A 24573-nucleotide genomic window follows, 5' to 3' on the forward strand; every position below is an offset into this window, starting at 1 on the left:
ACCTCATCTGCGCCGGAAGGATGTCACTTCCGCCAGAACAGGTGGTGCGTCACTCCGCTCGGGCTGGGCACGACGTCCCGGTGGAACCGGTCGAGCAGCTCGTCGGGGGACTCCCACAGCCGGGCCCCGGAACCGAGCTCCGTCGGCGCGACCACCACGTGCAGGGTGTCGACGAGGCCGGCGTCGAGGAACTGCCGGATGACCGTGGCCCCGCCGCCGAGCCGGACGTCCCGGCCCCGCGCCGCCTCCTTCGCCCGGGCGAGCACGGCGGCCGGGTCGCCGTCGACGAAGTGGAACGTGGTGTCGGAGAGCGTGAACGACGGGCGCGTGTGGTGCGTCATGACGAACACCGGCGTGTGGAACGGGGGCTCGTCGCCCCACCATCCCTGCCACTCGTGGTCCTGCCAGGGCCCGCGCTGCGGCCCGAACTTGTTGCGGCCCATGATCTCGGCGCCGATGTCGCGGGCGTAGTCCCGGGTGAAGTAGTCGTCCAGCCCGCGACTGCCTCGCCCGGAGGGGCCGACGGGCGGGTGGTCGGTGGCGAAGGCCCAGGCGAGCAGCTTCCCGGGGTCGGCGTGGCCGAAGGGCCTCTCGAGGCTCTGGCCCTCGCCGGCGCCGAAGCCGTCGCTCGAGACGGTGAAGTTCTGGACTCGCAGCAACTGGGTCATGTGTCTCCTTCTGCTTCGCACTCTCTGCATCAGTTGAGAACAGGAGTCATTCAGGACAGGGGCCATGTAGGACAGGAGCCATGTGGGACAGGAGCCATGTGGGACAGGAACTCAGCGAGTTGTGTCTGGGCGGCCCGATCAAGCACGTCACCTCGACGGAGCGGCAGTGGACCGCCTTCATCGTGGACGGTCCCTCCGCGATGGGCGACTTCACGGCCATGACCGAGGCCGAGGTCGCCCGGTGGGCCGACGAGTTCAGGATGCTGCCCGGCGAGACGCTGGCCGGCGTGCTGGACGCCTACGCGGAGGCGGCCCGCCGGACCGAGGAGCTGATCGCCGCCCTCCCCGACCTGGGGGCCACGCAGCCGCTGCCGAAGGCGCCGTGGTTCGAGGCCGACACCGAGTGGTCGGCGTGCCGGGTGCTGGTGCACATCGTCGCCGAGACCGCTCAGCACGCCGGCCACGCCGACATCATCCGGGAGTCCCTGGACGGGGCCAAGAGCATGGGGTGACCGGTCACTTCACGAAGCGGTACTTCAGGTGGGTGGCCAGGGGGGTCTCGACGACCCTGACCTGTTCCAGGTCGCGCCGCCGCGCCCCCGGCCCCTCGAAGAGGCGCAGGCCGTCGCCGAGGAGCGTGGGCACCACGTGGAGCTGGAGTTCGTCGACCAGACCGGCCGCGAGGTACTGCCGCACCGTGTCCGCGCCGCCCCCGATGTCCACGTTCCGGTCCCCGGCGGCGGCCCTGGCCTGCTCCAGGGCGCTGTGGATGCCGTCGGTGACGAAGGTGAAGGTGGTGCCGCCCTCCTTCACCAGCGTGGGGCGGGGGCGGTGGGTGAGGACGAAGACCGGGGTGCGGAAGGGCGGGTCGTCACCCCAGAACTCCTCGCCCGTGTCGTACATCATCCGGCCCATGACCACCGCCCCGGTCGCGTCGAACCACTCCCGCATCAGCTCCGAGTCGCGGTTCTCCTCCCCGCCGGTCATGCCCTGGCGCTCCCGCCAGCTCGCCAGGGTGTGGATCCAGTCGAAGATCGGCTCGCCGCCGTCGCCGCCCGGGTTGTCGAGGGTGACGTTCGGCCCGGCGACGTAGCCGTCGAGGGTGATGGCCAGGTCCGCGGTGACGGTCGCGGTCATGAGGGGTGCCTCCTCGGGTGGGGTGTACTGCCTTCACCCTTGCGTCGATCGGGCACCGCCGCTTTCGACACCCCGGGGAGCTGATTTCAGGGCACCGTCTCGCCCCGCACCAGCGGACGGCACACCGGCTGGATGTCCTCGGGCAGTTCGTCCGGGCGGCACCAGCGGGCCTCCAGGATCTCGGACGGGTCCAGGCGCAGCTCGCCGCCCAGGAGCCGGGCCTCGTACGCCACCTCCAGGCGGGTGCGCAGGCCGCTGTTCAGCATGACCAGCCGCCCCGCCTCCACCTCGAGGCCGGTCTCCTCCCTGACCTCCCGGACGACGGTCTGCCGGAAGTCCTCGCCCTTGTGCGCGAAGCCGCTCGGCAGCCCCCACTGGCGGCCCGGCGCCCACATCCGGTGCTTCAGCATCAGGACCCGACCCGCGTCGTCCCGCACGACGCCGGTCACGCCGACCACGAACTTGGCGTTCACCAGCCACATCAGGCGGCTCTGGACGGGGCGCAGCAGGCGCCAGAGGCGGGTCAGGAGTCGTCTCACCCGGTGGACGGTACCTCCTGGCCGGGCGGCCGGGGCAGGCGGTTCCGGCTCGCCGGGCGGACGTGCGTTGACAGCCGTACCTCCCGGCCCCGACAGTTGCGTAAAAGTGCTACGTGCCTGACAGAGTCCATTACTCTGGACCGTGCAGTGCAGCACGATGAACGACATTCACCCGCACACCGTCCCGGAGCCCCCGTGAGTACCCCAAGCGCCACCCCCGGCACCTCGTCCCCGGCCGCCGCCGCGCCCGCCGTCGGTCACGCGTCCGTGCCGGAGGGTGCGGATGGTGCGCCGGGCGATGCTCCAGGTGGGCGGTTCGGCGCCCTCGGCCCGGTGGGCCTGGTCCTCGCAGGCGGCGTCTCCGTGCAGTTCGGTGCCGCGCTGGCGGTGAGCCTGATGCCGCGGGCCGGGGCGCTCGGCGTGGTGACCCTGCGGCTGGCCGTGGCCGCCGTCGTCATGCTCCTGGTCTGCCGGCCCCGGCTGCGCGGCCACTCCCGGGCCGACTGGGGCACGGTCGTCGTCTTCGGCATCGCCATGGCCGGCATGAACGGCCTCTTCTACCAGGCCGTCGACCGCATCCCGCTCGGCCCCGCCGTCACCCTGGAGGTGCTCGGCCCGCTCGCCCTGTCCGTCTTCGCCTCCCGCCGCGCGGTCAACCTGGTCTGGGCCGCGCTCGCCCTGGCCGGCGTCTTCCTGCTGGGCGGCGGCGGCTTCGACGGCCTCGACCCGGCCGGTGCCGCCTTCGCCCTGGCGGCGGGCGCCATGTGGGCGGCGTACATCGTCTTCAGCGCCCGCACCGGACGCCGCTTCCCGCAGGCCGACGGGCTGGCGATGGCGATGGCGGTCGGGGCGCTGCTGTTCCTGCCGCTCGGCATCGTCGAGTCGGGGACGAAGCTGATCGACCCGCTGACGCTCGCGCTGGGCGCCGGGGTCGCCCTGCTCTCCTCCGTCCTGCCCTACACCCTCGAACTCCTCGCCCTGCGCCGCCTGCCCGCGCCGACCTTCGCCATCCTCATGAGCCTGGAGCCCGCCATCGCCGCGGCGGCCGGTTTCCTCATCCTCGACCAGGCCCTGTCCGCCACCCAGTCCGCCGCCATCGCGCTGGTCATCGCGGCGAGCATGGGCGCGGTACGGACCCAGGTGGGGCGCCGGCGTCCTAAGGCGCTCCCCGAGTCGCCGTGACCGCCCGGTGACGGCCCCGGCGCGCCGGACCGCCACCCGCACCGCATAGGCTGCGTACCTGGTCAGCTCATCGGGATCATGGGGAGGGAACCGATGAATCACCCGGCCGAGGTCTTCCAGCCCTTGCAGGACGACGATCCGCGCACGGTGGCCGGTTACCGGCTCGCGGCCCGGCTCGGCGCGGGTGGCATGGGACGGGTCTACCTGTCGCACACCCGAGGCGGCCGTCCCGTGGCGATCAAGGTCGTACGGTCGGAACTGGCCGACGACCCGACCTTCCGGCGGCGTTTCGGCCGGGAGATCAAGGCCGCCCGCAGGGTGAAGGGCGCCTACACCGCCGAACTGATCGACGCCGACCCGGACGGCACCCCGCCCTGGCTGGCCACCCTGTACGTGCCCGGGCCCGCCCTCTCGGAAGCCGTCGCCCGCAACGGGCCGCTGCCGGTGCCCGCGGTGCTGTGGCTGATGGCGGGCGTCGCCGAGGCGCTGCAGGCCATCCACGGCGCGGGGATCGTGCACCGGGACCTCAAACCGGCGAACGTACTGCTGGCCGCGGACGGTCCGCGCGTCATCGACTTCGGCATCTCGCTCGCCGCCGACAGCACCGCGCACACCGCCACGGGCACCACCATCGGCACGCCCCAGTACATGGCCCCGGAACAGGCGTCCGGGAGCGACGTCACGGCGGCCACCGACGTCTTCTCGCTCGGGCAGACGGCCGCCTTCGCCGCGCTGGGCAAGCCTCTGTACGGCGACGGACCGGCCGCCACCGTGCTGTACCGGATCGTCCACTCCGAGCCCGACCTGTCCGGGCTGCCGGAGCGCCTGCGCGGCCTGCTCGGCCGGTGCCTGGCCGCCGGCTCCGAGGAGCGGGCCACCCCCGCGGAGATCGTCGAGTGGTGCCGCCGGGAACTGGGCCGGGACGGCGGGGAGGCGGCCGGCCCTGCCGTGTGGCGGGAGATCGCCGGGCCGCCGGTGGCGGTGCCGCCGCCGGTCGCGGCCACCGGACCGGCGACCGCCGCGGCTCCGGTCGCGGCCCCGGGCCCGACCGCGGTGCACACGGCGCCGTGGACCGCCCCGCAGGGGGCCGTCCCACAGGGGACCGTTCCGGTGCCCTGGCCGGGCGGCGCCCCCGCGCCCTGGCCGGGCGCCGTCGGACCGGGAGGGCCGACCGTGCCGCGGCGGCCGGACGGGCCGGAGGAGCGCAGGCGCCGCAGGAGACGCGCCGTCCTGATCTCGGCCGCCGCCGTCGTCGCGTGCGGTCTGCTGATCGCGGCGGGCTCGGCACTCCTGGACGCGGCCGGGCGGAACCTCGACCGGGCCCGGGACGCGGTCGCATCGGCGGCGGCGTCCGAGTCCGCGTCGGCGTCCGGTACGCCCCGTCCGGTGGCGGAGGGGTCGGCGGCGGCCGACGAGGCCGCGTCGTCGGCCGGTGCGGGGCCCGCCTCGTCGGACGGACCGTCGGACGAACGATCCGGCGGGTCCGACGGCTCGGTATTCGGGACGACATCGCCGCCGGCCCAGGTGATCCACGGAGCGTCGGTGGACGCCGACAGTTCACTGAGCCTCACCGACGGGACCAGGCGCGACGACCGCAAGGGCGACATCCGCTTCGACTGCAAGGACGTCGGCTGCGCGCTGGACAGCGACACCAGCGTCTTCACCCTGATGTACGGAGACCCGGGCGCCGGCTACGAGGAGTGCGCCCTGATGACCGAGAGCCAGAAGAGCCACCGTCTCTACCTGGCGGCAGCGGCGGCCGGTTCGGAGATCTGCGTCAGGCACCAAAACGGGGACATCGCGCTGCTCGTCGTCCAGACCAAGTCGACCGCGATGCCCGACCTCGCCTTCCTCGACGCGGACGTCACGGTCTGGCGGGCCGAGAAGGACTGAGGCGTCACGCGCCGGCCGGCCCTCGAGAGGGCGTCGCGAAAATCATGCAAGCGTGCTTGATTGTTAATACCGGCCCTGCCATGCTCCTCCCCACACCGCCCCGCACATCGCCGTGCCCGAGGGGAGCGCCCCGTGTCCGACCCGACGCCCGTGATCGACGACCTGCGCGAGGAGAGCGAGGAACTCGACGCGCTGGTGGCCAAGTTGAGCCCCGAGGAGTGGCGGCTGGCCACCCCGGCGCCCGGCTGGACGATCGCCCACCAGATCGCGCACCTGAACTGGACCGACCGGGCCGCCCTGGTCGCCCTCACCGACGAGGACGGGTTCAAGGGGCTGGTCGAACAGGCCCTCGCCGCACCCGACCGGTACGTCGACGACGGCGCCGAGGAGGGGGCGACGCAGGACCCCGCCGTGCTGCTGTCCGCCTGGCGGCACGACCGCACCGCCCTCGACGAGGCACTGCGCGCCGCCGCACCCGGTGCACGCTTCCCCTGGTACGGACCGCCCATGGCCACCGCCTCCATGGCCACCGCCCGCCTGATGGAGACCTGGGCCCACGGCCTCGACGTCGCGGCGACCCTCGGCGTGTCCCGCCCGCCCACCGACCGCCTGCGCCACGTCGCCCGCATCGGCGTCCGCGCCCGGGACTTCGCCTACGCCGCCCACGGACTCACCCCGCCCGCCGAGCCCTTCCGCGTCGAACTCACCGGCCCCGGCGGCGACCTGTGGACGTACGGCCCCGAGGACGCCCCGCAGCGGGTGACCGGCCCCGCGCTCGACTTCTGCCTCCTCGCCACCCAGCGTGCCCACCGCACCGACCTCGCCCTCACCGCCGAGGGCCCGGACGCCGACCGCTGGCTGGACATCGCCCAGGCATTCGCCGGACCGCCGGGAGCCGGCCGCCCGGCGCCGGGGGAGACCCGGTGAGCGTGCTCCGCGTCGGCAACGCCTCCGGCTTCTACGGCGACCGCTTCTCCGCCATGCGCGAGATGCTCACCGGCGGCGAGCTGGACGTCCTCACCGGCGACTACCTCGCCGAGCTGACCATGCTCATCCTCGGCCGCGACCGGCTGAAGGACCCGGAGGCCGGGTACGCCCGCACCTTCCTGCGGCAGTTGGAGGAGTGCCTCGGCCTCGCCCACGAGCGAGGAGTCAAGATCGTCGCCAACGCCGGGGGACTCAATCCCGCCGGTCTCGCCGACGCCGTACGCGCGCTCGCCGAGCGCCTCGGCACACCCGTCCGCGTCGCGCACGTCGAGGGCGACGACCGCACCGCCGCCCACCCGGGAGCGCTGGCCGCGCACGCCTACCTCGGCGGCTTCGGCATCGCCGCGTGCCTGCGGGCCGGCGCGGACGTGGTCGTCACGGGCCGCGTCACCGACGCCGCGCTGGTCACCGGGCCCGCCGCCGCGCACTTCGGCTGGGCGCCGACGGAGTACGACCGGCTCGCGGGCGCGGTCGTCGCCGGGCACCTGCTGGAGTGCGGGGCACAGGCGACCGGCGGCAACTACGCCTTCTTCCAGGACGGCGACGTGAGGCGGCCCGGCTTCCCGCTCGCCGAACTGCACGCCGACGGCACCTCGGTCATCACCAAGCACGACGGCACCGGCGGCTTCGTCGACGTCGGCACCGTCACCGCCCAGCTGCTGTACGAGACGGGCGGCGCCCGCTACGCCGGACCCGACGTCACCGCCCGGCTGGACACCGTACGGCTCGGCCAGGAGGGCCCCGACCGCGTCCGCGTCGAGGGCGTGCGCGGCGAGGCTCCGCCGCCCACCCTCAAGGTCGGCCTCAACCGCCTCGGCGGCTTCCGCAACGAGGTCGCCTTCGTCCTCACCGGCCTCGACATCGAGGCCAAGGCCGCTCTGGTCCGGGAGCAGTTGGAACCCGCCCTGGGCAAGGTCGCCGACGTCCGCTGGGAGCTGGCCCGCACCGACCGGCCCGACGCGGCGACCGAGGAGACCGCGAGTGCCCTGCTGCGCCTCGTCGTCCGGGACGCCGACCAGCAGGTCGTGGGACGGGCGTTGAGCGGCGCCGCGATCGAGCTGGCCCTCGCGGGCTACCCCGGGTTCCATGTGCTCGCACCACCTGGAAAGGGCGCACCCTATGGGGTCTTCGAGGATGTGTACGTCCCCCATGGGGCCGTGGACCATGTGGCCGTCCTCCATGACGGGCGGCGCGTGAGCGTGGCACCGCCCCCGGCCCAGGACACCGTCGTACTCGCACATGTGCCGGAACCACCCCTGCCGCAGCCGCTCCCACCGGGCCCGGTGCGCCGCGCACCCCTCGGCCTCGTCGCCGGGGCCCGCAGCGGCGACAAGGGCGGTGACGCCAACGTCGGCGTGTGGGCGCGGACCGACGACGCCTGGCGCTGGCTCGCCCACGAGCTGACCGCCGACCGGTTCCGCGAGCTGATCCCCGAGGCCCGCGAGCTGCCCGTCACCCGGCACCAGCTGCCGAACCTGCGCGCCCTCAACTTCGTCGTCGAGGGCATCCTCGGCGAGGGCGTCGCCGCGCAGGCCCGTTTCGACCCGCAGGCCAAGGCGCTCGGCGAATGGCTGCGCGCCCGGCACCTGGACATCCCGGAGAGCCTGCTGTGACCCTCCCGTCGTACGCCCCCCGTCCCGGAGGCCCTCCTGTGACCGTCCCGTCGTACGCCCCCGCCCCGGAGGTCCTGCCGTGACCGTCCTCGCCTCCGCCCTGGACCCCACCGACCCCGACCACCGCGCGCACCGCGAGGCCATGCTCGCCAAGCTCGCCGACCTGGACGCCGAACACGCCAAGGCCCTCGCGGGCGGCGGCGAGAAGTACGTCGCCCGGCACCGGGGGCGCGGCAAGCTCCTCGCCCGCGAGCGCATCGAGCTGCTCCTCGACCCCGACACGCCCTTCCTGGAGCTGTCGCCGCTCGCGGGCTGGGGGAGCGAGTACACCGTCGGCGCCTCGCTCGTCACCGGCATCGGCGTCGTCGAGGGCGTCGAGTGCCTGATCACCGCTAACGACCCGACCGTGCGCGGCGGCGCCAGCAACCCCTGGTCGCTGAAGAAGGCCCTGCGCGCCAACGACATCGCCCTCGCCAACCGGCTGCCCTGCATCAGCCTCGTCGAGTCCGGCGGCGCCGACCTGCCCTCCCAGAAGGAGATCTTCATCCCCGGCGGCGCGATCTTCCGCGACCTCACCCGGCTGTCGGCGGCCGGCATCCCGACCATCGCGGTCGTCTTCGGCAACTCGACCGCCGGGGGCGCCTACATCCCCGGCATGTCCGACCACGTGATCATGGTCAAGGAGCGTGCCAAGGTCTTCCTCGGCGGGCCGCCCCTGGTCAAGATGGCCACCGGCGAGGAGAGCGACGACGAGTCGCTGGGCGGCGCCGAGATGCACGCCCGCACCTCCGGCCTTGCCGACCACTTCGCCGTCGACGAACCGGACGCCCTGCGCCAGGCCCGCCGCGTCGTCGCCCGCCTCAACCACCGCAAGGCGTACGCCGACCCGCCCCTCGCCGAGCCGCCCAAGTACGACCCCGAGGAACTCCTCGGCGTCGTCCCCGCCGACCTGCGCACCCCCTTCGACCCGCGCGAGGTGATCGCCCGGATCGTCGACGCCTCCGACTTCGACGAGTTCAAGCCCCTCTACGGGACGAGCCTGAGGACCGGCTGGGCGAGTCTGCACGGCTATCCGGTCGGCATCCTCGCCAACGCCCAGGGGGTCCTGTTCAGCGAGGAGTCGCAGAAGGCCGCCCAGTTCATCCAGCTCGCCAACCAGCGCGACATCCCGCTGCTCTTCCTTCACAACACCACCGGCTACATGGTCGGCAAGGAGTACGAGCAGGGCGGCATCATCAAGCACGGCGCCATGATGATCAACGCGGTCTCCAACTCCCGCGTCCCCCACCTCTCCGTCCTCCTGGGCGCCTCCTACGGCGCCGGGCACTACGGCATGTGCGGCCGCGCCTACGACCCCCGCTTCCTCTTCGCCTGGCCCAGCGCCAAGTCCGCCGTCATGGGCCCGCAGCAGCTCGCCGGGGTCCTGTCCATCGTTGCCCGCCAGTCCGCCGCCGCCAAGGGACAGCCGTACGACGACGAGGGTGACGCCGCGCTGCGCGCCATGGTCGAGCAGCAGATCGAGTCCGAGTCGCTGCCGATGTTCCTGTCCGGGCGGCTCTACGACGACGGCGTCATCGACCCGCGCGACACCCGCACCGTCCTCGGCCTGTGCCTGTCCGCCGTGCACACCGCCCCCTACGAGGGCGCCCGCGGCGGCTTCGGCGTCTTCCGGATGTGAGGAAAACCCAGTGATCGCTTCCGTGCTTGTCGCCAACCGTGGCGAGATCGCCTGCCGCGTCTTCCGCACCTGTGCCGAGTGGGGAATCCGGACCGTCGCCGTGCACTCGGACGCCGACGAGAACGCCCTCCACGCGCGCGTGGCCGACGCCGCCGTACGCCTGCCGGGGGCGACCCCCGCCGAGACGTATCTGCGCGGCGAGGCGATCGTGAAGGCCGCCCTCGCCGCCGGGGCCGACGCCGTCCACCCCGGCTACGGCTTCCTCTCCGAGAACGCCGACTTCGCGCGCGCCGTGCGGGACGCGGGGCTGGTGTGGATCGGGCCGCCGCCCGAGGCCATCGAGGCGATGGCGTCCAAGACCCGCGCCAAGGAGCTGCTGGGCATCGCGTCCCTCACCGACGTCACCGAGGCCGACCTGCCGGTGCTGGTGAAGGCGGCGGCGGGCGGCGGGGGACGCGGCATGCGCGTCGTACGGGACCTCGCCGACCTCGACGCCGCACTGACCGCCGCCCGCGCGGAGGCCACGAGCGCCTTCGGGGACGGCGAGGTCTTCGTCGAGCCCTACCTGGAGAACGGCCGCCACGTCGAGGTGCAGATCCTCGCCGACAGCCACGGCACGGTGTGGGCGCTCGGCACCCGCGACTGCTCCCTGCAACGCCGCCACCAGAAGGTGATCGAGGAGGCCCCGGCGCCCGGCCTGCCGCCCGGACTCGCCGCCGAACTCCACGACCTCGCCGTACGCGCCGCCAGGGCAGTCGACTACGTCGGGGCCGGCACCGTCGAGTTCCTCGTCGCCGACGGCAAGGCCCACTTCCTGGAGATGAACACCCGCCTCCAGGTCGAACACCCCGTCACGGAGGCGGTCTTCGGCATCGACCTCGTCGCCCTCCAACTGCGCGTCGCCGAGGGCCACGCCCTCGAAACCGAACCCCCGCGCGCGCGTGGGCACGCCGTCGAGGCCCGCCTGTACGCCGAGGACCCGGCGAACGGCTGGGCCCCGCAGACCGGCCGCCTGCACCGCCTCGCCGTCCCGGACGGCATCCGCCTGGACACCGGCTACACCGACGGCGACGACATCGGCGTCCACTACGACGCGATGCTCGCCAAGGCCGTCGCCCACGCACCCACGCGCGCGGAGGCCGTCCGCCGCCTCGCCGGTGCCCTGGAACGGACGGCGATCCACGGCCCGGCCACCAACCGCGACCTGCTCGTCCGCTCCCTGCGCCACGAGGAGTTCACGTCCGGCCGCATGGACACGGGCTTCTACGACCGCCACCTGGCCGACCTGACGCGGTCCGCCCCCGACCCCCTCGCCCCGCTCGCCGCCGCCCTGGCCGACGCGAGGGTCAACGGGGGCCGCTTCGGCGGCGGCTGGCGCAACCTGCCTTCACAACCGCAGGTCAAGCGCTACGCCATGGCGGGCGAGGAGCACGAGGTCCGCTACCACCACACCCGCACCGGCCTCACCGCCGAGGGCGTCCGCGTCGTCCACGCCGACCCCGAACGGGTCGTCCTCGAAACCGACGGCGTCCGACGCCGCTTCGACGTCGCCCGCTACGGCGACCAGATCCACGTCAACGCCACCCGCCTCACCGCCTTGCCCCGCTTCCCCGACCCCACCGCCCAGCACGCCCCAGGCTCCCTCCTGGCCCCCATGCCCGGCACGGTCGTCCGCGTCGCGGAGGGCCTGACCGAGGGCACCACCGTCCAGGCGGGCCAGCCCCTCCTGTGGCTGGAGGCCATGAAGATGGAACACAGGATCACGGCCCCGGTGACGGGAACACTGACCGAGCTGAACGCCGCACCGGGACAGCAAGTGACGGTCGGCTCTCTACTGGCGGTAGTCCAGGAGGCCTAGGGGCGCGGGGAACTGCGCGACCAGCCACGACGAACCCGCACCCGAAGGAGCACAGTGACCACCCTCATCGAATCCAACGAGCACAAGTCCCTCCGCGAAGCGGTCGCGGCCTTCGCCAACACCCACCCCCACACCACCAACGCCGAAGACAACACCCGCCTCTGGCAAGCCGCAGCCAAGCTCGGCTACATAGGCGTCAACCTGCCGGAGGCATACGGCGGAGGCGGCGCCGGCATCACCGAACTCTCCCTCGTCCTCGAAGAACTGGGCGCCGCCGGCAACCCGCTGCTCATGATGATCGTCTCCCCGGCGATCTGCGGCACCGTCATCGCCCGCTTCGGCACCGAGGAGCAGAAACGCGAGTGGCTCCCGCCCCTCGCCGACGGCACCCGCCTGATGGCCTTCGGCATCACCGAACCCGACGCCGGCTCCAACAGCCACCGCATCACCACCACCGCCCGCCGCGACGCGGCCGCGGGGGACTGGATCCTCACCGGCCGCAAGGTCTTCGTCTCCGGCGTCGACATCGCCGACGCCACCCTGATCGTCGGCCGCACCGAGGACGCCCGTACCGGCAAGCTCAAACCCTGCCTGTTCATCGTCCCGCGCGACGCCCCCGGCTTCGGGCGCCGCGCCATCGACATGGAACTCAACGCGGTCGAGCGGCAGTTCGAGCTGACCCTCGACGACGTACGGCTGCCCGCCGACGCCCTGGTCGGCGACGAGGACGCGGGCCTCCTGCAACTCTTCGCGGGCCTCAACCCCGAGCGCGTCATGACGGCCGCGTTCGGCATCGGCATGGGCCGCTACGCCCTCTCCCGCGCCCTCGAGTACGCCCGCGAGCGCACCGTCTGGAAGACCCCCATCGGCGCCCACCAGGCCATCGCGCACCCCCTCGCCCAGGCGCACATCGACCTCGAACTCGCCCGCCTGATGATGCAGAAGGCGGCCCACCTCTACGACGCGGGCGACGACGTCGGCGCGGGCGAGGCCGCCAACATGGCCAAGTACGCGGCCGGGGAGGCCTGTGTGAAGGCCGTCGACCAGGCCGTGCACACCCTCGGTGGCAACGGTCTCACCCGCGAGTTCGGGCTAGCCCGGCTGATCACGGCGTCGCGCGTCGCCCGTATCGCCCCCGTGAGCCGGGAGATGATCCTCAACTACGTCTCCCACCAGACCCTGGGCCTGCCCAAGTCGTACTAGGCCAGTACCGGGCCCGTACGAGGCCGTATCCAGCCCGCGTTGGAGGAACCGTGTTCCGCAGCGAGTACGCAGACGTCCCGCCCGTCGACCTGCCCATCCACGACGCCGTGCTCGGCGGGGCCGCCGCCTTCGGGAGCACCCCGGCGCTGATCGACGGCACCGACGGCACCACCCTCACCTACGAGCAGGTGGACCGGTTCCACCGGCGCGTCGCCGCCGCCCTCGCCGAGACCGGCGTGCGCAAGGGCGACGTCCTCGCCCTGCACAGCCCCAACACCGTCGCCTTCCCGCTGGCCTTCTACGCCGCCACCCGCGCGGGCGCCTCCGTCACCACCGTGCACCCGCTCGCCACCGCCGAGGAGTTCGCCAAGCAGCTGAAGGACAGCGCGGCCCGCTGGATCGTCACCGTCTCGCCGCTGCTGTCCACCGCCCGCCGGGCCGCCGAACTCGCGGGCGGAGTCCAGGAGATCCTGGTCTGCGACAGCGCGCCCGGTCACCGCTCACTCGTCGACATGCTGGCCTCGACCGCGCCCGAACCGTCCGTCGCGATCGACCCGGCCGAGGACGTCGCCGCCCTGCCGTACTCCTCCGGCACCACCGGCACCCCCAAGGGCGTCATGCTCACCCACCGGCAGATCGCCACCAACCTCGCCCAGCTCGAACCCCTCATGCCGGCCGCGCCCGGCGACCGCGTCCTCGCCGTACTGCCGTTCTTCCACATCTACGGCCTGACCGCGCTGATGAATGCCCCGCTCAGGCTCGGCGCCACCGTCGTCGTCCTGCCCCGCTTCGACCTGGAGCAGTTCCTCGCCGCCATCCAGAACCACCGCATCACCAGCCTGTACGTCGCCCCGCCGATCGTGCTGGCCCTCGCCAAGCACCCCCTGGTCGCCGACTACGACCTCTCCTCGCTGAAGTACGTCGTCAGCGCCGCCGCCCCGCTGGACGCGCGCCTCGCCGCCGCCTGCTCCCGGCGGCTCGGCCTGCCCCCCGTCGGCCAGGCCTACGGCATGACGGAACTGTCCCCGGGGACCCACGTCGTCCCCCTCGACGCCATGGCCGACGCGCCGCCCGGCACCGTCGGCAGGCTCATCGCCGGCACCGAGATGCGCATCGTCTCCCTGACCGACCCCGGCAAGGACCTGCCCGCCGACGAGTCCGGGGAGATCCTCATCCGGGGCCCTCAGGTCATGAAGGGCTACCTGGGCCGACCCGACGCCACCGCCGCCATGATCGACGGCGACGGCTGGCTGCACACCGGAGACGTCGGCCACGTGGACGACGACGGCTGGCTGTTCGTCGTCGACCGGGTCAAGGAACTGATCAAGTACAAGGGCTTCCAGGTGGCCCCCGCCGAACTCGAGGCACTCCTGCTCACCCACCCCGGCGTCGCCGACACGGCCGTCATCGGCGAGTACAACGACGACGGCAACGAAGTACCGCACGCCTTCGTCGTACGCCAGCCGGCCGCACCCGACCTCGCGGAGGGCGAGATCATGATGTACGTCGCCGAACGCGTCGCCCCCTACAAACGCGTCCGCAAGGTCACCTTCGTCGACGCCGTCCCGCGCGCCGCGTCCGGCAAGATCCTCCGCCGCGAGCTGAGGGAGCGGCGATGACGCCGGTCGCCCGTGTCGGGCGCACGCGCGCGCGGGGCGTCGAGACCCTCACCCTCGACTCCCCGCACAACCGCAACGCCCTGTCCGCCGCTCTCGTCGGCGACCTGGCCGACGCCCTCACCGACGCGGGCCGGGACCCCGGCGTCCGCGCGGTCGTCCTCACCCACACCGGCAACACCTTCAGCGCCGGTGCCGACCTGCGCGACCCGCCCGAGCCCGACGCCCTGGTCGGCCTGCTCCGGATGATCGCCGAGCTGCCGAAACCGGTGATCGCCCGCGTCGCCGGGCACGTTCGCGCCGGCGGCCTCGGCCTGGTCGCCGCCTGCGACATCGCCGCGGCGTCCACCGAGTCGACCTTCGCCTTCACCGAGGTCCGCATCGGCGTGGCACCCGCCGTCATCTCCCTGACCCTGCTGCCCCGCGCCGACCCCCGCGCGCTCGCCCGCTACTACCTCACCGGCGAGCGCTTCGACGCCGCAGAGGCCGCCAGGACCGGCCTGGTCACCGCGGCCGGCGACGACGTGGACGCCGTACTGGAGCCCGTCCTCGACGGTGTGCGCCGTGCCGCACCGCAGGCTCTGGCCGAGACGAAACGGCTGCTCACGGCTAGGGTGCTGGAGGCATTCGACCGGGACGCGGCCGACCTGACCGCGCTCTCGGCCCGGCTGTTCGCCTCCCCGCAGGCCCGCGAGGGGATGACGGCCTTCCTCGAACGACGGGATCCGGAATGGGTGGTGTGAGCGGCGCCGTGGGCGCGGCCGAGCGTGCGGAGCGCGTCCCCAAGCAGGACCGCAGCCGGGCCACCCGGCAGCGGCTCCTGGAAGCCGCCGTGGCCTGCCTCGCCGAACGCGGCTGGGCCGGGTCCACGGTCTCCGTCGTCGCCGAACACGCCGGGGTCTCCCGCGGCGCCGCCCAGCACCACTTCCCGACCCGCGAGGACCTCTTCACGGCGGCGGTGGAGTACGTCGCCGAGGAACGCTCCGTGGCGCTGCGCGCCCTGTTCCCCGAGGGCGCCGCCGCCGACGACCGGCGTGCGGTGGTCGCCGCCCTCGTCGACCTCTACACCGGCCCGCTCTTCCGTGCCGCCCTGCACCTGTGGGTGGCTGCCTCCAACGAGGAGCAGCTGCGCGGCCGGGTCACCGAGCTGGAGGCCCGCGTCGGCCGGGAGAGCCACCGCATCGCCGTCGACCTCCTCGGCGCCGACGAGACCCGCCCCGGCGCCCGCGAAACCGTCCAGGGCCTCCTCGACATGGCCCGCGGCCTGGGCCTGGCCAACCTCCTCACCGACGACGGGGCACGGCGGGAACGAGTGGTGCAGCAGTGGGCGCGGCTGCTGGACGCGGCGCTGGAGGGGGAGGTGGACTGACACCGTGGGGGACCGGTTCCAGGTGATCGTCGACCTCGACGCGGACGACGGCGATTCCGAGCCGCTCGCCCGGCGTGTGCGGGAGTGGCTCGTGGCCGAGGGCATCGTTCTCGGCGAGCGCACCCCTTGCGTCCCCGGCCAGGCCCTGGGACACCCGCCCGGCCCGCACTGGGAGCGGGCGGTGACCGACGACTGGGACTTCCCGCCCTCGGACGGCCTCGCCGTCCACACCCGGCGCACCGGGTTCACCAGCGGCGCCGACATGCCGGGCGCGGCCCTGTGCCCCCGGTGTGCGGCGTCAGTCGCCCTCGACGACGCGGCCGCCTGGCCAACCTTCAGCACCGCGATGCAGACCTGGCACGACACGGGTGCGGCCGCGGTGGTCTGCCCGGCCTGTGCCGCGGAGGTCCCCGTCCAGGACTGGACGTGGGACGAGGCGCCGCTTGCTCTCGGTCACCTCGGCTTCGAGTTCTGGAACTGGCCCGAACTCAGCGACGACTTCCGGGCCCGGCTGACCGCCCTCCTCGACGGCCACCGCACGGCCTACCTGTGGGGCAAGCTGTAGCCGCGGCGCCCGCACCCGTCACGGACTCAGCCGCTCCACCCGCCAGCTCCCGCCGCCCTCCGCCACGTACCGCAGCCGGTCGTGCAGCCGGTTCTCGCGGCCCTGCCAGAACTCCACCGCCTCCGGCACCACCCGGAACCCGCCCCAGTGCGGCGGCACCGGCACCTGCTCGCCCTCCGGGTAACGCGCCGCCAGCTCGGCGTACGCCGCGTCCAGGGCCCGCCGCCCGGCCACCACCGTGGACTGCGCGCTGGCCCAGGCGCCCAGCTGGGAGCCGTGCGGCCGGGTCCGGAAGTACGCGGCGGTCTCGTCCCGCCCGGTGCGGCGGGCGACGCCCGTGACCACGACCTGCCGGGCCATCGGATGCCAGGGGAACAGCAGCGAGACGTACGGGTTCGCGTCCAGCTCGCGCGCCTTGCGGGAGTCGTAGTTGGTGTAGAAGACGAACCCCTGCTCGTCGAAGTGCTTCAGCAGCACCGTGCGGGAGCTGGGCCGCCCCTCGGCGTCCGCCGTGGAGACCACCATGGCGTTCGGCTCGAACAGCCCGCCGTCGGTCGCGGCCTGCTTGAACCAGCGCGCGAACTGCTCGACGGGTGTCGCGGCCAGTCCGGTCTCGGACAGTCCCTCGGCCCGGTACTGCTTGCGCATCGAGGCGAGATCGAAGGGCACCGGGTCGGCGGCGGGGACGGCGGAATCGGCTTCGCGATCGGTCACGCCGCCCATCCTGCCGCATCCGCTCCGCCACCCGGCCAGGGGTGGCACCCAGTGCCGCACCCACTCCCCAAACCTGGCACCCGGGGATATGGTTCTTGGTCCCGCTCCGGCCGGATGACCGACGGCCGTACGGGGCATCACAGGGGTGACCGCCGGGACCGCGAGTCGATGCACGACCGTGGATCCATGGAGGCGCCGCACCGTCTCCGCCCAGGTCGCCGTACACCACTGATCACGAGGAGCCGCCTGATGTCCGACTTCGTACCCGGGCTAGAGGGAGTCGTCGCGTTCGAGACGGAGATCGCCGAACCCGACAAGGAGGGCGGCGCCCTGCGCTACCGCGGCGTCGACATCGAGGACCTGGTCGGGCACGTCTCCTTCGGCAACGTCTGGGGCTTGCTCGTCGACGGGGCCTTCAACCCCGGCCTGCCGCCCGCCGAGCCGTTCCCCATCCCCGTGCACTCCGGCGACATCAGGGTCGACGTCCAGTCCGCCCTCGCCATGCTCGCCCCCGCCTGGGGCCTCAAACCGCTCCTGGACATCGACGCCGCCCAGGCCCGCGACGACCTGGCCCGCGCCGCCGTCATGGCCCTGTCCTACGTCGCCCAGTCCGCGCGCGGCCAGAGCCTGCCCATGGTCCCGCAGCGCGAGATCGACAAGGCCCAGTCCGTCGTCGAACGCTTCATGATCCGCTGGCGCGGCGAACCCGACCCCAAGCACGTCGCCGCCGTCGACGCCTACTGGACCTCCGCCGCCGAGCACGGCATGAACGCCTCGACCTTCACCGCCCGCGTCATCGCCTCCACCGGCGCGGACGTCGCCGCCGCACTCTCCGGGGCCGTGGGCGCCATGTCGGGCCCGCTGCACGGCGGCGCCCCCTCGCGCGTCCTGCACATGATCGAGGAGATCGAGCGCACCGGCGACGCCGAGGCATACGTCAAGAAGACCCTCGACGCGGGCGAACGCCTCATGGGCTTCGGCCACCGCGTCTACCGCGCCGAGGACCCGCGCGCCCGCGTCCTGCGCCGCACCGCCCGCGAACTGGGCGCCCCGCGCTACGAGGTCGCCGAGGCCCTGGAGAAGGCCGCCCTCGCCGAGCTGCACGCCCGCCGCCCCGACCGGGTGCTGGCCACCAACGTCGAGTTCTGGGCCGCCATCATGCTGGACTTCGCCGAGGTCCCGGCGCCCATGTTCACCTCGATGTTCACCTGCGCCCGCACCGCCGGCTGGTCCGCCCACATCCTGGAACAGAAGCGCACCGGCCGCCTGGTCCGCCCGTCGGCCCGCTATGTGGGTCCGGGCACCCGAGACCCGCGCGAGATCGAGGGCTACGCCGACATCGCGGGCTGAGGTCCCGCTCCCCGAACGCAGGCGACCCGCGAGTCTGGTTCCTCCGGGGAGGAGCCGGCCGGACGTACCGGCGACTCGCGGGTCGGGTGACTGCTTGGGATTGGGCCGGCTGCACGCGTCTTTCACGCGCTGGTCCGGCGCCGCACTCCGTGTGGTGCCGGGCCGCTAGCCCGCAGCCACCTCACGCGTCCGGATGTCATACATTTGCCGAACCACCTCCCTTCTGTGTACGGCCCACCCTAAGAACCGGTCGGCCGCCGATCAATCGAATTTCCGGATGGATTCGTCGTCGATCTTCCATGGACGCGTCTTCGCTGGTCACCTACGGTTTCGCCCATGACGAAACGACTGGGGGAGCCGCCGGTCAGGCGGACGGTGGTCAGTGGGTCGGCCTTCGAGGAGCGGATCGGGTACGCCCGGGCCGTCGTCGACGGGGACCGGGTGCACGTGTCGGGGACGACCGGGTTCGACTACGCGTCGATGACGATCTCCGGGGACGTGGTGGAGCAGGCCGAGCAGTGCCTGCGGAACATCGGCGCCGCGCTGGCCGAGGCGGGGTGCACCTTCGCCGACGTGGTGCGGGTGCGCTACCTGCTGCCCGCGCGGGAGGACTTCGAGCCGTGCTGGCCCGTGCTGCGGCGGGCGTTCGAGCGGGTGCGGCCGGCCGCGACGATGATGGTGTGCGGGCTCGCGGACGAGCGGATGCGCATCGAGATCGAGGTGGACGCACGGCGCGGCACGGTCGTGGCCGGTCCGGGCTCGGCGCTGCGGTTCGAACCGGTGGACGGGGACGCCATGGTGGAGGAGTGGCGGCACGTGCACAACGTGATCGTGCCGCCGGCCGCCATGACCCTCGACGAGGCCCGGGCACGCGCCGGACGCAACCGCCTGGTCAACGCCTACCTCGGGGACGTGCTCGTCGGCTGCTCCACCGTGCGGCCGCCCGCGGGCGAGGAGCGGGTGGCGACCGTGATCGCCCGGGTGCTGCCGGCGTACCGGGGGCGCGGGATCGGCACGGCGCTCTACGAGGAGGGGCTGGCGCACGCGCGCGTACTGGACGCCGGGGCGGTGGAGACCGTGGTGCTGGCGGCCAACGCCGACGGGTTGCGGTTCGCCGGGGCGCGTGGGTTCGTGGAGAAGGAGCGGTACGTGCTCGACGGCGAGCGCGACGAGTGGGTCGACCTGAGGCTCGCCGCCACTGCGGGCTGACCCTCGTGCCCCCGTCATGACGGGGGCTTATGCCGAGTTTCCGCAGTACAACGATTTCCGCGAACTTGCGGGAACTCGGTGTGTGCTGCATCACGTTCGAGTTGAATGAAGGCCAGTGAGCGAACCGACGTACGGTACGGCGGACGCAGCCTGCAGGGGGTCCAGGTGAGTGCTTCGCGGCGTAGTGGGACCACCGACGAGCTGGGGCCGGACGAGCCGGAGCAGCCCGAGCGGGACGGCGCGGACCTGTTGGCCGCGCTCCTCGACGGCATGGACGCGGCCCTGTGCGCCTTCGACGCGGACGGGGTCGTCACCCATTGGAACCGCGAGGCGGAGCGGATCCTGGGCTGGAGCGCGGCCGAGGCCGTGGGACGGCAGGGCTTCGCCGGGTGGGCCGTGCGCAGCGCGGACGCCGGGGAGGTGGAGGACCGGCTGCTGTCCGCCATGGGGGCGCCGGGCCGCCAGGTGCACGAGTTCGCGCTGCTGACCAAGGACGGCGGCCGCGTGCTGGTGCGCACCCAGTCCGCGTCGGTGCGCGGTCCCGACGGCAGGCCCGCCGGGGTGTACTGCGCGTTCAGCGAGGTGCACGCGCAGATCGACCTGGAGCGGTCCATCGCGCTGAGCGAGGCCCTGCTGGAGGACGCGAGCTGGGGCGTCGTCCTGGTGGACGCGGACCTGCGGCCCGCCGTCGTCAACGCGCACGCGGCACGGGCGCTCGGGGCCGGGCGCACGTCCGTCCTGGGGCGGCCGCTCGGTGACCTGCTCGCCCAGGGCGTCGAGGAGCTGGAGAACGCGCTGACGCACGTCCTGGCCGAGGGTGCGCCGCCCGGACCTGCCGAGGTGTGGGTGAGCCTGCGCACGCCGGAGGGCGAGCGCCGCCGGTGCTGGCGCAGCGGGTTCGTGCGGCTGGCCTCGCCGCTCGCGGAGGAGCCGGTGCCACTGGGCGTCGGCTGGCTCTTCCAGGACGTCACGGAGGCGAAGCAGGGCGAGCAGGAGGCGGCGCTGCTGCGCTTCCGGGCCAACCAGCTGCACCGGGCGGCGCGTGCCGCGGCCGAGTGCGAGGACCCGGCGGAGGCCGCGACCGTCCACCTGGACTTCGCGCTGGCCGGGTTCGCCGACCACGCCCTGATCGACCGGGTGGTGGGCGGGGCCGCCTCGGACACCGACGAGGCGGAGCCGGTGCGTCTGGTGCGGGTCGCGGCCACCCCGTCCGGCGCGCCGGGACCCAGCGTGCCGTCCGGGACCTCCGGGCTGCCCGTGCGCTACGGCGAGGGGCACCCCGCCGTGCAGTGCGTGGAGCGGGCGGGCTCGGTGCGGGCCAGCGCCGGGGCGCGCTCGGTGCCGGCCGAGCAGGTGCGCCGCTGGGCCACGGCCCGCCAGTGGCCGGAGGACACGGTGCACGGGCTGTGCGCGGTGCTGCGCAGCCGTGGCCGGACGCTCGGCGTCGTCACGTTCCTGCGGGGCGCGGGACGCAGCGCCTTCGAGCGGCCGGACGCGATGTACGCCGAGGACGTGGCGGTCCGGATCGCGACCGCGCTGGACCTGGCCGGCGCGGTGGAGCGGCCGTAGCCGCGGCGAGTGCGGCGACCGGGGTGGGCTGGTGGGCTCAGCGGCGGTAGAAGATGCGGTCCCGGTACTGCTCCAGTACCCGGCCGTTCCATTCGTGGCCGCCGTCCACGTTGCCCGAGCGCAGCAGCGGGGGCTCGATGCCGTGGTCGGCGAGTACGGCGGCCGCGGTGGCCGTCATGGCCTGCATGAGGGCGCTGGTGACGACCGTGGAGGCGGGCGCGAAGGGCGCCGGGACGGTGTCCAGGGTGAGTTCCGCGTCCCCGACGGCGATCTTGGAGTCCAGCACGATGTCGCAGTGGTCCTTGAGGAAGGTGCCGGAGACGTGCCGCGACGTCGTCTCGGAGGCGTAGGCCACCGAGGTCACGCCGATGACCCGGACGCCGAGGGCGCGGGCGTTCAGGGCCATCTCCACGGGCAGGGCGTTGCGCCCGGAGAGCGAGATGATCACCAGGGCGTCGCCCGCACGCAGCGGGGAGGAGTCCAGCACGGCGCTCGCGAGCCCGTCGACGCGTTCCAGAGCGGAGCCGAGCGTGGCCGGCATCACGTCGACGCCGACGACGCCGGGCACGGCGAGCAGGTTCATCAGGGCGAGTCCGCCGGCGCGGTACACCACGTCCTGGGCGGCGAGGGAGGAGTGCCCGGCGCCGAAGGCGAAGAGCCGGCCGCCGCCGCGCACGGTGTCGGCGAGCAGCGTGCCGGCCGCCTCGATGCTGTCCGCCTCCTCGTCCCGGACGCGTCGCAGGAGGTCGATCGCCGCGTCGAGGAACTGGCCGGCCGGCTTGTGATCGCTCATGCGGGACCCCTTCGATGTGGCTGCGTCGCGGATCACGGTGCGGTCTGGACCAGCGCGGTGTCAATACGGCGTCAACCCGGCGGGGAGGGCCTGGACGGGCCCCGTCGGGCCGCACTTCACGCGGCGAGGCACGGTTGTCGGTGGTATGCGTCAGAATTGGTGCAGGGCCAGCGCACACGCCGGTGGGCCTGCAGCCTCCGGCAATCTCATCGAGGGGCACGTATGTCCGGACTGATCGACACCACGGAGATGTACCTCCGCACCATCCTGGAGCTGGAGGAGGAAGGTGTGGTCCCGATGCGCGCCCGGATCGCCGAGCGGCTCGACCAGAGCGGTCCCACGGTCAGCCAGACGGTGGCGCGGATGGAGCGCGACGGGCTGGTGTCCGTGGCGGCGGACCGGCATCTGGAGCTGACCGAGGAGGGCAGGCGGCTGGCGACGCGCGTGATGCGCAAGCACCGGCTCGCGGAGTGCCTGCTCGTCGACGTGATCGGCCTGGAGTGGGAGCAGGTGCACGCGGAGGCGTGTCGCTGGGAGCACGTGATGAGCGAGGCGGTCGAGCGCCGGGTGCTGGAGCTGCTGCGGCACCCGACCGAGTCGCCGTACGGGAACCCGATCCCGGGCCTGGAGGAGCTGGGCGAGACGGACGGGGCCGACCCGTTCCTGGACGAGGGCATGGTGTCCCTCGCCGACCTCGACCCGGGGCTCGAGGGCAAGACGGTCGTCGTGCGCCGTATCGGCGAGCCGATCCAGACGGACGCGCAGCTGATGTACACCCTGCGCCGGGCCGGGGTGCAGCCCGGCTCGGTGGTGAGCGTGACCGAGTCGGCGGGCGGCGTGCTGGTGGGCAGCGGTGGCGAGGCCGCCGAGCTGGAGTCGGACACCGCCTCCCACGTGTTCGTCGCCAAGCGCTGACCGCGCCCCCGGGGCCCGGCGCGCGGGTCCCGTCGACGCGGTCCCGTTGATTCGGTCCCACTGGGCCGAATCACAGCGGCCGGACGCTTCGCGTGCAAGGCTGTGGCGTGAGGCATAGGACGTGAGGGTCTCTTGGCGTGGCTGACAGCGATGTCACCCGGGCCGGGGAGGGGGAGGGCGTGCCGGAGAGACGGAGAGGGCCCCGGCGCCGTGTGGCGCCGGGGCCTGTCCTCCCCTGTGCTGACCTGGAGCCCCGAGCTCTCAAGGTCAATCCCCTCGGACCGTTTTCCCCGAGCGGTCCGCCTCCCGTTGAAGATCTCCCCTGGGTGGCGGCGATCAATCCCTGAGCGGTGTCACTCGAAGGAGGGGTGTTGCTCGGCGGGACGGCTCTTTCGAATGGGTATTCGATAAAATCGGTACCCTGCACGGCGGCAGGCAGGACACGGTTCACAGGACCGGCCCCGGCTCGCGAGAGCGGGCGGGCGGGTCCGAGCGGAGCTTGGGGGTGCCAGGATCAATGGCGCGGCGCATCGACGTGACCGGCGCGGGCGGCGTACGCCTCGCGGCCTGGGAGTTCGGCGACCCTCCCAAGACCGACCGGGCGCACGACCCGGCCCGGTCCCCGGCCTCCTCCTCGTCCGGCGGCACAGACCTGCCCGGCGTGCTCTTATTGCACGGCCTGATGGGCCGCGCCTCGCACTGGGCCCCCACGGCCCGCTGGCTCTCCGCCCGGCACCGGGCCGTCGCCCTCGACCAGCGCGGTCACGGCCGCAGCGACAAACCCCCGCAGGCCGCCTACACCAGGGACGCCTACGTCGAGGACGCCGAGGCCGCCCTGGAGCAGCTCGGCCTCGGCCCGGCCGTCCTCATCGGTCACGCCATGGGCGCCCTGACGGGCTGGCAGCTCGCCGCCAAACGCCCCGACCTGGTCCGCGGTCTGATCATCTGCGACATGCGGGCCTCCGCCCTCGGCACCGCCTCCCAGCACACCTGGACCGAATGGTTCCGCGCCTGGCCGGTCCCCTTCGCCACGCTCGCCGACGTCCGCAAGTGGTTCGGCGAGGACGACCCCTGGGTGGAGCGCCCGAACCGGGCCCGCGGCGAGTTCTACGCCGAGGTGATGGCCGAGTCCCCGGACGGCTGGCGGCCGGTCTTCGAGCCGGAGCAGATGCTGCGCTCCCGCGAGACCTGGGTCTACGACGCCCACTGGGAGGAGCTGGCCCAGGTGCGCTGCCCCACCCTGGTGGTGCGCGGCCTCGACGGCGAGCTGGGCCGCGCCGAGGCCCAGGAAATGGTCCGCGTCCTGCCGAACGGCCAGTACGCGGAGGTCGCCGACGCCGGCCACCTGGTCCACTACGACCAGCCGGAGGCATGGCGGACGGCCATCGAACCCTTCCTGAACACCCTCGCGGACGCCTGACCGGCCCGGCCCGCATGACGGCTCGGGGTGCTTCACTGGCCAGGCTCGCGTGACGGCCTCGGGCCGCCTGACCGGATCCGGCCCGCGTGACGGCTCGGGCCGCCTGACCGGATCCGGTCCGCGTGACGGCGGGGGTGTCTGACCGGTCCGGTCCGCGTGACGGCTCGGGCCGCCTGACCGGATCCGGTCCGCGTGACGGCGGGGGTGTCTGACCGGTCCGGTCCGCGTGACGGCTCGGGCCGCTTGACCGGTCCGGCCCGCATGGCCGCCCGCCGCCTGCGCGACCGCTCGCTCG

Annotated in this window: 21 protein-coding genes and 1 pseudogene; 17 read left to right on the forward strand and 5 right to left on the reverse strand. The window is 73.5% G+C overall.

Annotated features, from left to right (window positions below):
• Positions 1-23: 23 nt before the first annotated feature.
• Positions 24-668, reverse strand: a complete 645-nt coding sequence (locus IE258_RS21710) for a dihydrofolate reductase family protein (protein ID WP_189745969.1) — start codon at positions 666-668, stop codon at positions 24-26.
• Positions 669-781: 113 nt separating this feature from the next.
• On the opposite strand from IE258_RS21710, the pseudogene IE258_RS21715 reads away from it, so the two are divergent.
• A pseudogene (locus tag IE258_RS21715) lies at positions 782-1180 on the forward strand (DinB family protein); the annotation flags it as partial.
• 4 nt (positions 1181-1184) lie between these two features.
• On the opposite strand, the gene IE258_RS21720 reads toward IE258_RS21715, so the two are convergent.
• Positions 1185-1805, reverse strand: coding sequence for a dihydrofolate reductase family protein (locus tag IE258_RS21720; protein ID WP_159328742.1), 621 nt, complete (start codon positions 1803-1805; stop codon positions 1185-1187).
• Positions 1806-1891: 86 nt separating this feature from the next.
• Positions 1892-2344, reverse strand: a complete 453-nt coding sequence (locus IE258_RS21725; RefSeq protein ID WP_189745980.1) for an NUDIX hydrolase — start codon at positions 2342-2344, stop codon at positions 1892-1894.
• A 195-nt stretch (positions 2345-2539) separates the two neighbouring features.
• Between IE258_RS21725 and IE258_RS21730 the strand changes: the two genes are divergently transcribed.
• From IE258_RS21730 to IE258_RS21780, 11 genes are all read left to right on the forward strand, one after another.
• Complete coding sequence (locus tag IE258_RS21730; RefSeq protein ID WP_189745982.1) at positions 2540-3526, forward strand: EamA family transporter; 987 nt, start codon at positions 2540-2542, stop codon at positions 3524-3526.
• Positions 3527-3619: 93 nt separating this feature from the next.
• Positions 3620-5419, forward strand: a complete 1800-nt coding sequence (locus IE258_RS21735) for a serine/threonine-protein kinase (protein ID WP_189745984.1) — start codon at positions 3620-3622, stop codon at positions 5417-5419.
• 132 nt (positions 5420-5551) lie between these two features.
• Complete coding sequence (locus IE258_RS21740; RefSeq protein WP_189745986.1) at positions 5552-6346, forward strand: TIGR03084 family metal-binding protein; 795 nt, start codon at positions 5552-5554, stop codon at positions 6344-6346.
• Positions 6343-8019: an acyclic terpene utilization AtuA family protein gene (locus IE258_RS21745; RefSeq protein ID WP_189745989.1), complete on the forward strand. Its 1677-nt coding sequence runs from the start codon at positions 6343-6345 to the stop codon at positions 8017-8019. Before IE258_RS21740 ends, IE258_RS21745 begins: the two co-directional genes overlap by 4 nt.
• A 79-nt stretch (positions 8020-8098) precedes the next feature.
• Positions 8099-9697, forward strand: coding sequence for an acyl-CoA carboxylase subunit beta (locus IE258_RS21750; protein ID WP_189745991.1), 1599 nt, complete (start codon positions 8099-8101; stop codon positions 9695-9697).
• 10 nt (positions 9698-9707) lie between these two features.
• Positions 9708-11555, forward strand: a complete 1848-nt coding sequence (locus IE258_RS21755) for an acetyl/propionyl/methylcrotonyl-CoA carboxylase subunit alpha (protein ID WP_189745992.1) — start codon at positions 9708-9710, stop codon at positions 11553-11555.
• 54 nt (positions 11556-11609) lie between these two features.
• A complete protein-coding gene (locus IE258_RS21760) occupies positions 11610-12758 on the forward strand; it encodes an acyl-CoA dehydrogenase family protein (protein ID WP_189745994.1) in 1149 nt (382 codons plus the stop codon).
• A 50-nt stretch (positions 12759-12808) separates the two neighbouring features.
• Positions 12809-14377: a 4-coumarate--CoA ligase family protein gene (locus tag IE258_RS21765; RefSeq protein WP_189745996.1), complete on the forward strand. Its 1569-nt coding sequence runs from the start codon at positions 12809-12811 to the stop codon at positions 14375-14377.
• Positions 14374-15117, forward strand: coding sequence for an enoyl-CoA hydratase family protein (locus IE258_RS21770; RefSeq protein ID WP_189745998.1), 744 nt, complete (start codon positions 14374-14376; stop codon positions 15115-15117). The genes IE258_RS21765 and IE258_RS21770 overlap by 4 nt, the downstream gene beginning before the upstream one ends.
• On the forward strand, positions 15105-15743 hold the full coding sequence (locus IE258_RS21775; RefSeq protein WP_189746000.1) for a TetR/AcrR family transcriptional regulator: 639 nt from the start codon (positions 15105-15107) through the stop codon (positions 15741-15743). The genes IE258_RS21770 and IE258_RS21775 overlap by 13 nt, the downstream gene beginning before the upstream one ends.
• Before the next feature lie 4 nt (positions 15744-15747).
• Positions 15748-16308, forward strand: a complete 561-nt coding sequence (locus IE258_RS21780) for a hypothetical protein (RefSeq protein WP_189746002.1) — start codon at positions 15748-15750, stop codon at positions 16306-16308.
• An 18-nt stretch (positions 16309-16326) separates the two neighbouring features.
• On the opposite strand, the gene pdxH is transcribed toward IE258_RS21780, so the two are convergent.
• Complete coding sequence (pdxH, locus tag IE258_RS21785) at positions 16327-17031, reverse strand: pyridoxamine 5'-phosphate oxidase (protein WP_189746004.1); 705 nt, start codon at positions 17029-17031, stop codon at positions 16327-16329.
• 240 nt (positions 17032-17271) lie between these two features.
• On the opposite strand from pdxH, the gene IE258_RS21790 reads away from it, so the two are divergent.
• The 3 genes from IE258_RS21790 (at position 17272) to IE258_RS21800 (ending at position 21150) form a co-directional block, all read left to right on the forward strand.
• The gene (locus tag IE258_RS21790; RefSeq protein ID WP_030399319.1) at positions 17272-18372 is read left to right on the forward strand and encodes a citrate synthase 2; all 1101 of its coding nucleotides are present in this window, start codon (positions 17272-17274) and stop codon (positions 18370-18372) included.
• 336 nt (positions 18373-18708) lie between these two features.
• Positions 18709-19581 carry a GNAT family N-acetyltransferase gene (locus IE258_RS21795; RefSeq protein WP_189746006.1) on the forward strand — a complete coding sequence of 291 codons (873 nt, stop codon included), beginning with the start codon at positions 18709-18711 and terminating at the stop codon, positions 19579-19581.
• Between the two features lie 105 nt (positions 19582-19686).
• Positions 19687-21150, forward strand: a complete 1464-nt coding sequence (locus IE258_RS21800) for a PAS domain-containing protein (RefSeq protein ID WP_161376766.1) — start codon at positions 19687-19689, stop codon at positions 21148-21150.
• Positions 21151-21187: 37 nt separating this feature from the next.
• Here IE258_RS21800 and IE258_RS21805 read toward each other — a convergent pair whose 3' ends face one another.
• A complete protein-coding gene (locus tag IE258_RS21805) occupies positions 21188-21943 on the reverse strand; it encodes an SIS domain-containing protein (protein WP_127897028.1) in 756 nt (251 codons plus the stop codon).
• Between the two features lie 222 nt (positions 21944-22165).
• On the opposite strand from IE258_RS21805, the gene IE258_RS21810 reads away from it, so the two are divergent.
• Both IE258_RS21810 and IE258_RS21815 read left to right on the forward strand, forming a co-directional pair.
• Positions 22166-22858 carry an iron-dependent transcriptional repressor DtxR gene (locus IE258_RS21810; RefSeq protein WP_159328757.1) on the forward strand — a complete coding sequence of 231 codons (693 nt, stop codon included), beginning with the start codon at positions 22166-22168 and terminating at the stop codon, positions 22856-22858.
• 517 nt (positions 22859-23375) lie between these two features.
• Positions 23376-24278: an alpha/beta fold hydrolase gene (locus tag IE258_RS21815; protein ID WP_189746008.1), complete on the forward strand. Its 903-nt coding sequence runs from the start codon at positions 23376-23378 to the stop codon at positions 24276-24278.
• Positions 24279-24573: the final 295 nt, after the last annotated feature.

Origin of the sequence: Streptomyces tendae, from assembly GCF_014650435.1 — a bacterium.
GTDB classification, from domain to species: domain Bacteria; phylum Actinomycetota; class Actinomycetes; order Streptomycetales; family Streptomycetaceae; genus Streptomyces; species Streptomyces tendae.

Excerpts from the sequence above, each read along its gene's own strand:
- IE258_RS21720 (WP_159328742.1), bottom strand. The coding sequence starts at position 1,805 with ATGACCGCGACCGTCACCGCGGACCTGGCCATCACCCTCGACGGCTAC.
- IE258_RS21795 (WP_189746006.1), top strand. The coding sequence starts at position 18,709 with ATGACGAAACGACTGGGGGAGCCGCCGGTCAGGCGGACGGTGGTCAGT.
- IE258_RS21810 (WP_159328757.1), top strand. The coding sequence starts at position 22,166 with ATGTCCGGACTGATCGACACCACGGAGATGTACCTCCGCACCATCCTG.
- IE258_RS21805 (WP_127897028.1), bottom strand. The coding sequence starts at position 21,943 with ATGAGCGATCACAAGCCGGCCGGCCAGTTCCTCGACGCGGCGATCGAC.
- IE258_RS21790 (WP_030399319.1), top strand. The coding sequence starts at position 17,272 with ATGTCCGACTTCGTACCCGGGCTAGAGGGAGTCGTCGCGTTCGAGACG.
- IE258_RS21775 (WP_189746000.1), top strand. The coding sequence starts at position 15,105 with ATGGGTGGTGTGAGCGGCGCCGTGGGCGCGGCCGAGCGTGCGGAGCGC.
- IE258_RS21735 (WP_189745984.1), top strand. The coding sequence starts at position 3,620 with ATGAATCACCCGGCCGAGGTCTTCCAGCCCTTGCAGGACGACGATCCG.
- IE258_RS21710 (WP_189745969.1), bottom strand. The coding sequence starts at position 668 with ATGACCCAGTTGCTGCGAGTCCAGAACTTCACCGTCTCGAGCGACGGC.
- IE258_RS21770 (WP_189745998.1), top strand. The coding sequence starts at position 14,374 with ATGACGCCGGTCGCCCGTGTCGGGCGCACGCGCGCGCGGGGCGTCGAG.
- IE258_RS21800 (WP_161376766.1), top strand. The coding sequence starts at position 19,687 with ATGAAGGCCAGTGAGCGAACCGACGTACGGTACGGCGGACGCAGCCTG.
- IE258_RS21815 (WP_189746008.1), top strand. The coding sequence starts at position 23,376 with ATGGCGCGGCGCATCGACGTGACCGGCGCGGGCGGCGTACGCCTCGCG.
- pdxH (WP_189746004.1), bottom strand. The coding sequence starts at position 17,031 with ATGGGCGGCGTGACCGATCGCGAAGCCGATTCCGCCGTCCCCGCCGCC.